The sequence below is a fragment of the Clostridium sp. MCC328 genome (assembly GCF_018785465.1).
Lineage (GTDB): Bacteria > Bacillota > Clostridia > Lachnospirales > Lachnospiraceae > Pilosibacter > Pilosibacter fragilis.
Genome location: NZ_WQPW01000095.1, coordinates 15,672 through 29,318, shown reverse-complemented (window position 1 = coordinate 29,318; position 13,647 = coordinate 15,672). Strand labels below are relative to the sequence as shown.

At 45.1% G+C, this 13,647-nt stretch carries 11 protein-coding genes; 3 read left to right on the top strand and 8 right to left on the bottom strand.

Annotation, left to right across the window (positions count from 1 at the left end; genetic code table 11):
• Window positions 1–131: 131 nt before the first annotated feature.
• Window positions 132–377 carry a hypothetical protein gene (locus tag GPK83_RS12675; RefSeq protein WP_215704934.1) on the bottom strand — a complete coding sequence of 82 codons (246 nt, stop codon included), beginning with the start codon at window positions 375–377 and terminating at the stop codon, window positions 132–134.
• Complete coding sequence (locus GPK83_RS12670) at window positions 367–2,115, bottom strand: CTP synthase (RefSeq protein WP_117470284.1); 1,749 nt, start codon at window positions 2,113–2,115, stop codon at window positions 367–369. Before GPK83_RS12670 ends, GPK83_RS12675 begins: the two co-directional genes overlap by 11 nt.
• An 838-nt stretch (window positions 2,116–2,953) precedes the next feature.
• Between GPK83_RS12670 and GPK83_RS12665 the strand changes: the two genes are divergently transcribed.
• On the top strand, window positions 2,954–5,053 hold the full coding sequence (locus GPK83_RS12665) for a glutamine synthetase III (protein ID WP_215704933.1): 2,100 nt from the start codon (window positions 2,954–2,956) through the stop codon (window positions 5,051–5,053).
• Between the two features lie 145 nt (window positions 5,054–5,198).
• Here the strand turns inward: GPK83_RS12665 and GPK83_RS12660 are convergent, their stop codons facing one another.
• Entirely contained in the window at window positions 5,199–5,960 is a 762-nt protein-coding gene (locus GPK83_RS12660; RefSeq protein WP_117470286.1) for a creatininase family protein, read from the bottom strand.
• 945 nt (window positions 5,961–6,905) lie between these two features.
• Here GPK83_RS12660 and GPK83_RS12650 point away from each other — a divergent pair.
• On the top strand, window positions 6,906–7,943 hold the full coding sequence (locus GPK83_RS12650) for a DegT/DnrJ/EryC1/StrS aminotransferase (RefSeq protein ID WP_117504342.1): 1,038 nt from the start codon (window positions 6,906–6,908) through the stop codon (window positions 7,941–7,943).
• Window positions 7,944–8,063: 120 nt separating this feature from the next.
• Here GPK83_RS12650 and rpmF read toward each other — a convergent pair whose 3' ends face one another.
• From rpmF to GPK83_RS12625, 5 genes are all read right to left on the bottom strand, one after another.
• The gene (gene rpmF / locus GPK83_RS12645) at window positions 8,064–8,246 is read right to left on the bottom strand and encodes a 50S ribosomal protein L32 (protein WP_015554505.1); all 183 of its coding nucleotides are present in this window, start codon (window positions 8,244–8,246) and stop codon (window positions 8,064–8,066) included.
• A 2-nt stretch (window positions 8,247–8,248) separates the two neighbouring features.
• The gene (locus GPK83_RS12640; RefSeq protein ID WP_117470287.1) at window positions 8,249–8,776 is read right to left on the bottom strand and encodes a DUF177 domain-containing protein; all 528 of its coding nucleotides are present in this window, start codon (window positions 8,774–8,776) and stop codon (window positions 8,249–8,251) included.
• A gap of 373 nt (window positions 8,777–9,149) precedes the next feature.
• Entirely contained in the window at window positions 9,150–10,343 is a 1,194-nt protein-coding gene (locus GPK83_RS12635; protein WP_015554503.1) for an acetate kinase, read from the bottom strand.
• A 152-nt stretch (window positions 10,344–10,495) separates the two neighbouring features.
• Complete coding sequence (gene pta, locus GPK83_RS12630) at window positions 10,496–11,497, bottom strand: phosphate acetyltransferase (protein ID WP_015554502.1); 1,002 nt, start codon at window positions 11,495–11,497, stop codon at window positions 10,496–10,498.
• Between the two features lie 260 nt (window positions 11,498–11,757).
• Window positions 11,758–12,090, bottom strand: coding sequence for a cyclic-di-AMP receptor (locus GPK83_RS12625; protein ID WP_015554501.1), 333 nt, complete (start codon window positions 12,088–12,090; stop codon window positions 11,758–11,760).
• Between the two features lie 344 nt (window positions 12,091–12,434).
• On the opposite strand from GPK83_RS12625, the gene GPK83_RS12620 reads away from it, so the two are divergent.
• Entirely contained in the window at window positions 12,435–13,637 is a 1,203-nt protein-coding gene (locus GPK83_RS12620) for a nucleotidyltransferase family protein (RefSeq protein WP_118598110.1), read from the top strand.
• Window positions 13,638–13,647 lie beyond the last annotated feature (10 nt).

Below are 13,647 nucleotides of genomic sequence, written 5' to 3'. Positions count from 1 at the left end.
TGCCTAACCGGCTCTGCGTGCAGGCACGCTATCCGGTTAGTCGCTTTGCACCACTTTTATATGTAAATATACCACACATATGCAAAAACTGCAGTAAAAATCCGGCAAATACTTTAACTTTTTGTTACAGTTCAGCCATGCGCTGGTTTGAATGAGAAAGTGTGTTGCAAGCTTGCTTGCATAAGCACTTTTTCATCCAAATCAGCATATGGTGAAACCACCAAGCTTCTTGTTTTCATGAATATGAAAACAAGAAGATATAATGACTGAACTGTAACAATTTTTTTTGCAATAACCAGGTAAAGTGCCGGATGATTACCGACTTGCAGGTCCAGCTTGGCTCTCCGCACACGGCGGGGATAAACATTAATCTTCATGGATCAGCATGGTGACCATATGGGCGCTCTCCGTCATGGTTCTTCCTGTGTCCATGCTGGTCTTCTGGAGATAGCGGTGCGCTTCCGGCTCGGAAAGATGATTTCTCTTCATGAGAAGCTTCTTTGCACGTCTGAGTACGCCCTGCTCCTCCGCACTTTCAACAAAGCCTGCGAAAAGCGGATGTGCATGGTTCGGTCTTGATTTTAATTCTGGATGAGCCTGAATTCCCACATAAAACGGGTGATCCGGGAGCTCGATCATCTCAACGATATGACCGTCCGGGGACTGACCGGAGATCATCATGCCATGGGATGTAAAATCATCGCGGTAATGGTTGTTGATCTCAAAGCGGTGTCTGTGACGCTCATTGATCAATTCTGTTCCATAAAGGGCATATGCCTTGGACTTTTTGTCGAGAACACACGGATAGGAACCAAGACGTAAGGTTCCGCCAAGGTTCTCAATGCCGTTCTGATCCGGCATCAGATCAACCACCGGATGTGTTGTATCCGGATTCAGCTCGGAGCTGTTTGCATCCTCATATCCCAGAACATTTCTCGCAAATGCGACCATGGCCATCTGCATGCCGAGGCAGATTCCGAGGAATGGGATCTTGTTCTCTCTCGCATAGTTGGCTGCCAGGATCATTCCCTCGGTTCCTCTGGAACCAAAACCGCCCGGAATAATGATTCCGTCCACACCGGCAAAGGTGTCATCGAGGATCTCCGGAGTTAAGAACTCGGAATCCACCCACTTGATGGATACCTTTGTGCGGTTTGCGATGCCTCCGTGCTTTAATGCCTCCATAACGCTGAGGTATGCGTCATGAAGCTGGATATATTTTCCTACCAGGGCGATGGTCACTTCGCTCGTCGGATTCTTTAACGCGTCCACCATCTGTTTCCAATCGCCGAGCTGCGGCTCCGGGCACGGAATGTTCAGGCACTCACATACGACCTGGGCCAGGCGCTCTTTTTCCATTGCAAGTGGAGCTTCGTATAAATATTCAACATCCAGGTTCTGGAGCACATGATCCTCCGGGACGTTGCAGAATAATGCGATCTTGCTCTCAATGCCATCCTCAAGCGGAACCTCAGTACGGCATACGATCACATCCGGGAAGATTCCCATTCCCTGAAGGGCTTTAACACTCTGCTGGGTCGGTTTTGTCTTTAATTCGCCGGATGCCTTTAAATATGGAACAAGCGTTACATGGATCAGAACTGAGTTCTGGTATCCGATCTCGTGGCGGAACTGACGGATCGCCTCTAAGAACGGCTGGCTCTCGATATCGCCGACGGTACCGCCGACCTCAATGATCGCGATGCGGTCCTCATCCGGGGATTTCGCGCGGTAAAATCTTGCTTTGATCTCGTTTGTGATGTGTGGGATCACCTGTACGGTACCTCCGCCGAAGTCTCCGTGACGCTCTTTTTGAAGAACGGTCCAGTAGATCTTTCCGGTGGTTACGTTGGAGTTCTTATCAAGGCTCTCATCAATGAAGCGTTCATAATGTCCAAGGTCCAGGTCGGTCTCTGTTCCATCGTCTGTGACGAACACTTCTCCATGCTGGATCGGATTCATGGTACCCGGATCAATATTGATATAAGGATCGAACTTCTGCATCGTTACCTGATAACCTCTTGCCTTTAAGAGACGTCCAAGGGATGCGGCGGTAATACCTTTGCCGAGTCCGGAGACAACGCCTCCCGTGACGAATACGTATTTAACTGCCATACCTTACCTCCAAATTTATATTACTGTTAATGTGGGGAAACTGTAGTTTCATATAATGCTGAAAGCCAGCTGCTCCGTGGCTTCGGCACTCCCGCAGCTACCGCCAGCATTCGTAATCCGGGCTATCGCCCTGCTTACCATACCGGCTTGGCCGTCAAATGCCTATTCTTCACTGCGTGCAGGCACGCAGAATGTCTAACCGCTTGACAACGCTTTCAAGTAAAAAAAGGTGACAGAAGTACTAAGACTCTGACACCTTTGTCTAATTCATTCCATCACTATGAAACTTATTTTTACGCAGGATTAATTGCTCATAGGTATTGACTGCGCTAAAAAAATATGGAACTACTATATTCCATTTTTTCAAATTTGTAAAGTAGTTTTTTCGCAGTTTGTTAAAGTTTTTTCATCCAATTCCTTCCATACGGGATCCGCAGCCTGAAAAGACGATTCTTATGTCCTGACATAGAATTGTTTAAAACTGTTTTGACTCCTTGAAACGGCAGAACAACTGTAAGACCATCCGAAACAGAAAAATGTTTAATAATAGGAACGCTGTCTGTGATCAAAAAAAGATTCAAAAAAATGTGTTGACAAATCCTGAAAAACGAGTATATTATACCACCATAAGAGCAAGGGCGCTTGGGTGCATGAAACATACACCCCGGTGCCCTTCTCGCATTTTACGGATCTTCCCCATAACCCCCTATACTTAAATATCGATCCGTAAAGTGACTACTGTCTGTTCCCCACCCCGGAACAGGCAGCAAATCAAGTATAATTTCCCGCATATGGGGAGCAAAGAAGTTCCTCAGCGGAGTTGAAAGGAGAAACATCTATGAGCAAAAGCATTCCTGAACTGTATGGAAGTCTTGTATTCAACGACTCCGAAATGAAAGCACGTCTCCCGAAGGATATCTACAAAGCACTTGCAAAGACCATCAACAGCGGTTCCCATCTGGAACTGGATGTCGCAAACTCTGTAGCTGTTGCCATGAAAGAATGGGCTCTGGAGCATGGCGCTACCCATTTCACCCACTGGTTCCAGCCGATGACAGGCATCACCGCTGAGAAGCATGACAGTTTTCTCTCTCCGACCGGTGTCGGCGAAGCAATCATGGAATTTTCCGGAAAAGAACTCGTAAAAGGTGAGCCGGACGCGTCCAGCTTCCCGTCAGGCGGTTTACGCGCTACCTTCGAAGCCCGCGGCTATACCGCATGGGATCCTACCTCTTTCGCATTCATCAAGGGACATACGCTCTGTATCCCAACTGCCTTTTGTTCTTACAGCGGCGAGGCACTCGATAAAAAGACTCCGCTGCTCCGCTCCATGGAAGCTGTCAGCAAAGAAGCTACCCACTTACTCCACATTTTAGGAAAAACAGATGTCAAACGCGTCAACACTACGGTAGGCGCTGAGCAGGAATATTTCCTGGTAGACAAAGAGTGCTACCGCTTAAGAAAAGACCTGATCTTCTGCAGACGTACCTTATTCGGCGCTCCGGCTCCGAAGGGACAGGAAATGGATGACCACTACTTTGGTTCCATCAAGCCGAGAGTGGAAGCCTTCATGGAAGAATTAAATGAAGAACTCTGGAAGCTCGGAATTCCGGCAAAGACTGAACACAACGAGGTTGCTCCTGCGCAGCATGAGCTTGCTCCTGTCTTTGAAACCGTCAATGTTGCTGTTGACCACAACCAGCTCGTTATGGAGATGATGAAGAAGGTTGCTGACCGCCACGGTCTTACGTGCCTGCTCCATGAGAAACCGTTCGAGGGCATCAACGGAAGCGGAAAACATAACAACTGGGCACTCTCCACGGATACCGGTGAAAATCTTCTGAATCCAGGAAAGACACCGGCAGAAAACACACAGTTCTTACTGTTCTTAGCAGCCGTTGTGGAAGCTGTTGATGATTATGCGGATCTTTTAAGAATCTCCGTTGCAACGGCCGGAAACGATCACCGTCTCGGAGCAAACGAGGCACCGCCTGCAGTCGTTTCCTTGTTCTTAGGTGAAGAGCTGGAGGCTGTTGTCGATTCCATTAAATCCGAAACATATTTTGAAGGAAAGGGTGCCGTTCAGATGTCCATCGGCCCGAAGGTACTCCCGCACTTCACAAAAGATAACACAGATCGTAACCGTACATCACCGTTCGCCTTCACAGGAAATAAGTTTGAGTTCCGTATGCCGGGCTCCTCTCTCTCCCTGTCAGGTCCGAACGTGATCTTAAATACAGCAGTTGCAGAGTCTCTCGCAGGCTTCTGCAAGGTCTTAGAAGGGCTTACCGGCTCAGAGCTTGATTTGGCGATCCACAAGCTTTTAAAGGATACCTTCACAGACCATGCAAGGATCATTTTCAACGGCAACGGCTATACCGATGAGTGGTTAGCGGAAGCCAAGAAACGCGGACTCCCGAACCTGAAATCGACACCGGAAGCTCTTCCGCATTTAATTGCCGAAAAGAACATCGAGCTTTTCACAAAGCATCATGTACTGACAAAAGAAGAACTCTTCTCCCGCTACGAGATCCTTCTTGAGGATTACGCAAAAACGATCCATATCGAGGCTAAGACTATGGAGGAAATGGTACAGAAAGACTTCCTTCCGTCTCTGTTCTCCTATGTAAACGATCTCGCATGCACAGGCAGCACCAAGAAAGAGCTTGTTCCTGGCATTACAACAAAGGCGGAAGAAAAGCTGATCACAAAGCTCTCCGGACTCGCAGATACGATCTCTGATGAGCTTGATATCTTAAAGGATATGATCGGTACCGCGGAAGGCATGGATGACTACTTAAAGGCTGGAACTTACTACCATGACACGATCCTTGCCGAGATGGAAACGATCCGTCTGGCTGTCAACGATGCGGAAGTCCTGATCCCGGAGGATTATCTCCCGTATCCGACATACGATGCATTGCTCTTCTACATTTAATTGTTTTGCTCATAGGGAAGACCGCCGGTTACCAGAGAAATCTGGACCGGCGGTCTTTTCGTATCATATTTTACTATGCGCCATTTGCATTTAAAATTGCTGCAATCATTTTCAGCGTCACGTTCTTATCCACTCTGGCATTGCTTTATGAAAGTTTAACTTTCTTGAACTCTTCCATGAAATCAACAATATAGTTTGCTGTGGTCTCGAGCATTTCCTTGCCCCACTCTTCTGTAGCGGTACTCGGATGATCCGGTCCAATCCATCCGTTGTCTGTAACATGCGGAGTTTTGCGGGGAATCTCAACGGTAACTCCCTTATACTCAACAGAACGGAAACCAGTTGTCTTCAGATTATCAGACAGGTGCTTAAACTGGAGTTCACCACCTATCTCACTCTTGTCAACTAAAGACGGATCAATTCCAAGAATCGCAGCTGTTTCCTCACCGCCGCCGTGACCGCCTTTCCATGCTGGGTTCATATCCCATGCCATCAGCCACCAGTTAAGCATAGCAACCAGGCAGCCTTTATCCTCGAATTCCATGCCAAGGCGCTGAATCATCTTGATGTTACCGCCATGTCCGTTCAGAAAAACGAATTTTCTTGCGCCGTGACGATACAGACTCAGGAAAACCTGACGGCAAAACTGATAGAGTACCTCGCTGTCAATATCAATTGAACCAGGATACGGAGCTAAACCTGGGCTGGAACCATATGGAATGGTCGGAGCAATCAAAACATCACTCTTCTTCTCGATTTTCTCCAACAAATGATTTGGAATCAGTGTATCGGTTCCAAGCGGCATGTGACGACCGTGACACTCAATACTGCCGATAGATATAAGTACCATATCATTTTTTTCAAAATATTCCTGTGCTTTCGGCCAAGTCAAATTTTCAAGTCTCATAGTTTCTTTCCTTTCACATAATAATTATTATCTGCTGAAAAATCGGACGATCCGAAAACCAGACAGCCCGACATTCATCAATTACTGTGTTGCCGTTAATTACTGTGCAACCTTAACCTTATCCAAGCTGTAGTAACCATTTGCGTCCATAATGAATCCTTCAACATTTTTATTGATATCTTTCCATTGACATCCCAATTTCGTAATGTCTGAACAGATACGCCTATAATTTTTGAAAATTTATGTATAGAATAATATTAACTCAGAGTATTAACTCCTTTTAATAGTACTCTACCCTATATCCTATAAAACTCAACATCTATCTATATGATTTATCTCAGTCGAGAAGACTCTCACCTCTTCAGGTGGCGAGTAATAACAAATTAGTCTCAGTGGGAGTTAGTCTCCGACTGAGATAAACGCTCCGCGAGGATGTACAGTGATTCTGTAAAGAATATGTCAGCTTACGCTGAGCAGAATCACGCACCAAGTCTCACGGACGTTTGACTTAAAATTTAACTGTTAATAACCTCCTGTGCCTCTTTAGCATTGAATTTTTATCTGACAATTTAAAAGTTTCGTACCATTCTTGCTAAAATAAGTATAGTCTATGCCAATAGGATTGTCAATAATTTTAGCTTTCTCTTAACAATAAAAAAAGATATCCATTATTTCGTTAATTTTTTGTATTATTTTTTATTATGACAGCATTTTCAGAAGTTTTCATGACTGCCTAACACACTCTTTTTATGCTTTGGCAATCATATTATAAAACAATAATTATTAATGATATTATTGTGTTCCTTTTGTGTAATAGGAAATTTATTATTGCACAAAATAAAGCTTTCGTTTTTATTAACAATCTATTATAATTATAATGAGTTTTTAGCTAACGGACAAAAACATCCGTGTAACCTTTTTCTACTGGTAAGGAGGAAATGAAACATGCGAAAAATTGGTGGTATGTTCCACTACGAACCCAACACACCTATCGAAAACGGATACTTTTCGCGTATCTGCTCACCTGGTGATGATCTGGCATTTACCATGTCCGGACGATGCGGTATCTATTATTGTTTACAGGATATTGCACGGTACGATACGCGTAAAGTCGCGTATGTGCCTATGTATACCTGTGGAACGGTCCTTGCTCCTTTTAAGAAAGCCGGATATCAGCTGAAATTTTATGAGCTGGACCAGAATTTGCACAGCATTTTTGACACAGCGGTTATCGATGAAATCAGTGTTTTATCTCTTTGCGGTTACTATGGCTTCTGCAACTATGATCACAGCTTTGTTAAAGCCTGCAAAGAAAAAGGAGTTGTTATTTTTGAAGATGTAACTCATTCCATGCTTTCAGCTGACGGTATCGATCCTCTCTGTGATTATTTTGCCGGAAGCTTCCGAAAATGGATGGGGGTTGCCTGCGGGGGATTTGCTGTTAAACGAAACGGAACCTTTGAAACACCTCTTCTGCCGGTAGAATTAACACATCTCAAGCAACGCAAAGAATCCATCGAGACAGAAAACAGAGATATTTTCTGGGAGGGAGAACTTCGACTTCGTCAGATGTTTGATAGCTTTGCCAGTGATGATAATTCAGAATATCTCCTACGCCATGCTGACTTCGATTCCATTTGCAGGACAAGGCGTGAAAACTATGCTGCACTTTTAAAAGCCCTTGCAGCACCGCTTCGCGGTGTGCAGATAGTCTTTTCCGAACTTCCGGAGTCTGCTGTTCCAAGCCATTTCTGCCTGTATGCCGAAAAACGCAGCGAATTACAGCAATACCTGACAGATCACCAGATTCTCTCGACTGTCTACTGGCCAATGGGACCGCTGGTTCATCCGCTACCGGAATCATCAGTACAATACATTTATGACCACATTATATCCCTTCCCTGCGATCAGCGCTTCTCACCTTCTGATATGCAGTATGTCGCGCAGATCTTAATGGATTATTCTGAAAATTTCACGAGATAAATATGCAGGAACAACGAAAAGCTTCAAATGCAAAAAACCAGATACCGCGGTATCTGGCTTCTTGCTGTAGACGAAAAAATCCCCCGGGGGAAAACCACCGGAGGATCTCATAATTCTTAATTAGTCTTCAACTTTAACGATTTCACGCTTGTTGTAGCTGCCGCATGCCTTGCATACTCTATGAGGCATCATTAAAGCACCGCACTTGCTGCACTTTACTAAGTTCATAGCGGACATTTTCCAGTTCGCTCTGCGGCTGTCTCTTCTCGCTTTGGAAGATTTATTCTTAGGACAGATAGACATGGTTACACCTCCTTAAACTGTTTGAAAATATCCTGGATGGCTGCCATCCGCGGGTCAGGAACCCATGTATCACAGCCGCAATCTCCCTTGTTGAGATTTGCTCCACATCTACTGCAGATTCCCTTGCAATTATCCTTGCAAAGGACCTTCATAGGCAGGTACAATGATAACTCATTGCAAACCAGCATATCGGCATCCAGATTATAACCAGATAAATAAGATTGTTCATCCAAGTCCTTCACTCTGTCCTCATCGGAAGCATTCATATCGATCTCCTGGTCAAACTCAATATCTGTGGTGTAATTCACCGGTTCCAGACATCTTGAACAGGGAATCGCAAGAGTCACGGAAGTATTTCCCGTAAGACTCAGCTTTCTGTTTCCAAGGTTTTTTACAGTGATCTTTACCGGGTTCGCAGAAACCACCGGATACTCAACTCGGGAGCCCTTGTAAGCTTTCGCTTCAAACGGTACTTCCCAGGTTTTCTCTTTGCCTTCCAGAGTAAAAACTTCAGATAAATTAATCAGCATATTATGTTTCTCCTAATACGCACTAAGATATTATATATGAACAGGAACAATTTGTCAACAATTTTTCTAATAAAATATTAAATTTTAAAAGCTCTGTTTTTCATGCATTTCTGCGCTCAAACCATATTCTTGTGACAAATTCTTAACCGCGCCAGAGCGCGCATCAAGAGCACCAGGAACGAAATACTTTCGTACCTGTAAGAAACCCCAGCGTATGTCGAGAGGGCTTCAAAGCCGTCCTGAAGACGTTAAAACCTCCAGACAGCACAGAAGCCAACCCGCTCATCTCCTGCTCTCACAGGGTTCTGAACGGGTCAGCGTCATTGCGAATCAGTTCACCATACAGATATCCGCACGGACAAACTGTCAAAAATTATTTTACGAGAGCCAGAGTCTCTCTTGCGATCGCAAGCTCCTCGTTTGTCGGGATTACCATAACTTTAACTTTGGAATCCGGTGTGGAGATTACGATATCTTTTCCTCTTACGCTGTTAGCCTCGTCGTCGATCTTGATGCCAAGGTAGGATAAATGCTCGCAAACAGCTTTTCTCATGGACTTGCCATTCTCACCAAGACCTGCTGTGAATGCGATCACATCTACGCCATCCATAGCTGCTGTGTAAGCACCGATGTACTTAACAACGCGGTAGTTGTAAGCTGCAAGAGCTTTCGCTGCGCGGTCGTTGCCAGCCTCAGCTGCTTCCTCAATGTCACGGAAGTCGCTGGATACGCCGGACAGGCCAAGAACACCGGACTTTTTGTTCAGAACGTTCATAACGCCTGCGATGTCGAGGTTCTCTTTCTTAGCGATGAACTCCATGATAGCCGGATCCATATCACCGGAACGAGTTCCCATGATAAGTCCCTCAAGTGGAGTGAGACCCATGCTTGTATCTACGGATTTGCCGTTCTTTACAGCGGAAAGGCTTGCGCCGTTACCAAGATGGCAAACGATGATCTTTAAATCTTCGTACGGTTTTCCGGCAACCTCAGCAGCTCTCTTGGACACAAAGCTGTGGGATGTTCCATGGAAGCCGTATCTTCTTACTTTGTACTTCTCATAGTACTCGTACGGAAGACCGTAAAGATAAGCCTCCTCCGGCATTGTCTGATGGAAAGCGGTATCGAATACAGCTACCATCGGTACGTTCGGCATAAGCTCCTGGCAAGCGCGGATGCCGATCAGGTTTGCCGGGTTGTGAAGCGGTGCAAGGTCGTTGCACTCTTCGATCGCTTTCATAGCCTCATCTGTGATCACTGTGGAAGAAGTAAACTTCTCACCGCCGTGTACGACACGGTGACCAACAGCGCCAACCTCTGCAAGACTTGCGATAACGCCGCTCTTCTTGTTTGTAAGAGCGTCTAATACCATCTGGATCGCCTGTGTGTGTGTCGGCATCGGGGAAACAGTGACTTCCTTCTCTCCGCCTGCCGGCTGGTATGTGATCTGGCTTCCTTCGATACCGATTCTCTCGCAAAGACCCTTTGCAAGAACTGCCTCTGTGTCAGAGTTGATTAACTGGTACTTTAAGGAAGAGCTTCCGCAGTTGATAACTAAAATATTCATGACAGATAAAACTCCTTGTGATTATAAAATAGAATCTGTGTCTTCCGGTCTCCAGAACGAAGACTGGATATTACAGTTGTTGCCAAAAAGGGAACGCCGTTTCCTCTTGATCGATTTTGCGTCGTTCCCCATTGTTGTTAAGTAATTATAGATTAAGCCATCTGAGCCTGTACAGCTGTGAGGGCTACTACACCAACGATATCCTCAGCGGAGCATCCACGGGAAAGATCGTTGACCGGTCTTGCGATACCCTGAAGCATCGGACCATAAGCTTCTGCTTTTGCAAGTCTCTGAACCAGCTTGTAACCAATGTTACCACAGTCAAGGTTCGGGAAGATCAGTACATTAGCATGTCCGGCAACTTCGCTTCCTTTTGCTTTTGCCTTTGCTACGGACGGAACGATTGCAGCATCAAGCTGTAACTCACCGTCAAGGTCAAGCTGCGGGTACTTCTCGTTTGCGATCTTTGTAGCTTCTACAACTTTATCTACAAGTGCGTGTTTCGCACTGCCCTTTGTGGAGTGGGAAAGCATAGCCACGATCGGCTTTTCTCCAACAAGTGCGCGGAAGCTCTTAGCGGAGCTGTCAGCGATTGCAGCGAGCTCTGCAGATGTCGGATCCTGGTTTAATCCGCAGTCAGCGAAGAGGAATGTGCCGTTTGCGCCAAATTCGCAGTTCGGAACATCCATGATGAAGAAACCGGATACAAGCTCTGTTCCCGGAGCTGTCTTTAAGATCTGAAGAGCCGGTCTTAATGTATCAGCTGTTGCGTGGCAGGCACCTGCAACAAGTCCGTCAGCGTCTTTTTCTTTTACCATCATAACGCCGTATGTGATGTAGTCTGTCTTTAAGATCTCCTGTGCTTTCTCGAGAGTCATGCCCTTTTTCTCTCTTAATTTGAACAGTGTCTCTGCATAATGGTCGAATTTCGGATCTGTATCCGGATCTACGACTTTAAGACCTGTAAGGTCCACTTCCAGCCAGTGAGCACCATCCATGATCTTCTCCTCTTTTCCGATCATGATCAGGTCAGCTGTCTTCTCCTTTAATACCTGTGCTGCTGCGATAAGAGTTCTCTTATCGTTGCTCTCCGGCAGGATGATGGTCATTACATCCTGTTTTGCCTTTTCCTTCATAAGATCAATAAATGCCATGATGATTGACTCCTTCCTCAATATAGGTTTTCATACGTGTTTTTATTATATCGCAGCTAAATACTGGATACAAGACTATATTCCCCAATTTTTTGCACTTTTTTCAATACCTCTCGTTAAATTAAAAACAATAATGAAAATATAAGAGCTTCGGCAAGCAAAGACTGCCAAAGCTCTTACAATTTCATAGGATCTGTTATCGCTAATCCCTTCCGTCTGGAATATAGAAGAACACTTTTTTCCCCATCTATTTTCTGTTATCAGATCTTTTCATACCGCTCAACATCCACAACGAAGATCGTTGCTCCTCCCACATCGACAGACATCGGCATGGTTGCACAATGAACCATTGAGGAACCGGATACATATGGCATATTGATGGTGATCTTCTGGTGATGGCCGCATTCCTTCTTAATAATATCGATAGCCTCGTCGACACGTTCCGGCTCAGTAACGATCATCAGAGTCGTATTACCTTTTTTCAGGAATCCACCGGTAGTAGAAAGACGTGTCACACTGAATTTGTGTTTTGTAAGAGAAGTTGTAACATCGTCCTCATTGTCATAACGGATAATTGCGTAGATCAGTTTCATATAGCATCCATCCTTTCTGCGTCTTATTTCCAAAGATTGCGGTGACCGCCGCAAAGATGTAAAATATAGTCTTAAAAACATATGCGTAAAAATCTGACATCTGTTCAGTTGTGAAATCGTCAGAACTTTCACTCATTGTTTAAACGCAGTATATCACATTTTTCCTTTGATAACAATAAATATTGCATTAAGTTTTTGTTTCGTCTATATTATTAGATAATGATTTGCATTTTCGGCACGGTATGACACTGCCTTACTCGCAGCAATAAATCCATTTCATTCTACCAAAAGAAATGCAAATTCAATTTTGACCACTGATCGACTTTATTTAAGGAGTTTACACCATGAAAACAGCCGCCATCATCGCAGAATATAATCCATTCCACAATGGTCATAAATATCAGCTTGAAGAGACAAAACGCCAGACAGGTGCCGATTTCATTGTCGTTGTCATGAGCGGTGATTTTGTCCAACGGGGGATTCCGGCAATGTACAGCAAAACCTTCCGTACCCGCTCTGCCCTTCTCTCCGGGGCTGATCTCGTGATCGAGATGCCTATCTTTGGAACCTTAAGCGCCGCCCAAGATTTTGCCCGTTGCGGTGTCTCGCTGTTTCACCATATGGGAATGATCGATATCCTTTCCTTTGGCAGTGAATCCGGCAATATCGAAGAATTGTGGCAACTGGCTGATCATTCCGCATTGGAAACGAACGAACAGTCCGCCCTGATCCGCGAAGGTCTTCGAAGTGGTCTCACATACCCGCAGGCTCTGACTCTCGCAAAGAAAGAGACTGTGCCAGCTTCTCCAAATGACATTCTCGCAGTTGAATATCTGAAAGCATTAAAAGAATTCTCTTCCGAAATCAGTCCTTGGACTCTGAAACGCTCAGACCCAGGCTACCATTCTGAGGATCGGAACGGCTCCTTCGCTTCCGCAACAGCTATTCGAAAAGCAGTTTTTTCGCAGGATTTGGAATTTCTCGCTGCTGTTTTACCGGATTCGCATTTTGAATGCATGAAAGAAGAATCTGAGGTTCCGCTGTTTCCAAATGATTTTTCTCTCCTCCTGAATCAGAAAATTTTAACTTCCGATCTGGAGAAACTTCAGAATATTTTCGGAATGCCGGGAGATCTTGCGGCAAAGCTCTATAAGAACCGATTAGAATTCTTTCGGACGGATACTCTGACTGCTCTCAGGAAAGACCGACAGTATACTTATGCCAGAGTCAGTCGTGCACTCATGAATCTCATGCTTGATATTAGCGTCGAAGACCAGTGTATGTTTGTAGATTTATTCCGTGCTCCATGGATCCGGATCCTGGGATTCAAAAGATCCTCCTCACTGCTTCTATCAGAATTAAAAAGGCACTGTGATATCCCGGTTATCGCAAAAACTGCTGACGCAAAAAATATCCTCTCCTCTTCCGCGTATGAACTTTTTAAGAAAAATCTAACTGCGTCTGAACTCACCAGGATGGTGCGGGAACTAAAATCCGGGAAACCGCAGAAAAACGAATTTACACAGGCACCTGTCATGATTCCATAAATATTTATTT

Bases quoted from the DNA above. Each gene is read 5' to 3' on its own strand.
- GPK83_RS12665 (WP_215704933.1), top strand. From the start codon at position 2,954: ATGAGCAAAAGCATTCCTGAACTGTATGGAAGTCTTGTATTCAACGAC.
- GPK83_RS12650 (WP_117504342.1), top strand. From the start codon at position 6,906: ATGCGAAAAATTGGTGGTATGTTCCACTACGAACCCAACACACCTATC.
- GPK83_RS12635 (WP_015554503.1), bottom strand. From the start codon at position 10,343: ATGAATATTTTAGTTATCAACTGCGGAAGCTCTTCCTTAAAGTACCAG.
- GPK83_RS12620 (WP_118598110.1), top strand. From the start codon at position 12,435: ATGAAAACAGCCGCCATCATCGCAGAATATAATCCATTCCACAATGGT.
- GPK83_RS12670 (WP_117470284.1), bottom strand. From the start codon at position 2,115: ATGGCAGTTAAATACGTATTCGTCACGGGAGGCGTTGTCTCCGGACTC.
- pta (WP_015554502.1), bottom strand. From the start codon at position 11,497: ATGGCATTTATTGATCTTATGAAGGAAAAGGCAAAACAGGATGTAATG.
- GPK83_RS12675 (WP_215704934.1), bottom strand. From the start codon at position 377: ATGAAGATTAATGTTTATCCCCGCCGTGTGCGGAGAGCCAAGCTGGAC.
- GPK83_RS12660 (WP_117470286.1), bottom strand. From the start codon at position 5,960: ATGAGACTTGAAAATTTGACTTGGCCGAAAGCACAGGAATATTTTGAA.
- GPK83_RS12640 (WP_117470287.1), bottom strand. From the start codon at position 8,776: ATGCTGATTAATTTATCTGAAGTTTTTACTCTGGAAGGCAAAGAGAAA.
- GPK83_RS12625 (WP_015554501.1), bottom strand. From the start codon at position 12,090: ATGAAACTGATCTACGCAATTATCCGTTATGACAATGAGGACGATGTT.
- rpmF (WP_015554505.1), bottom strand. From the start codon at position 8,246: ATGTCTATCTGTCCTAAGAATAAATCTTCCAAAGCGAGAAGAGACAGC.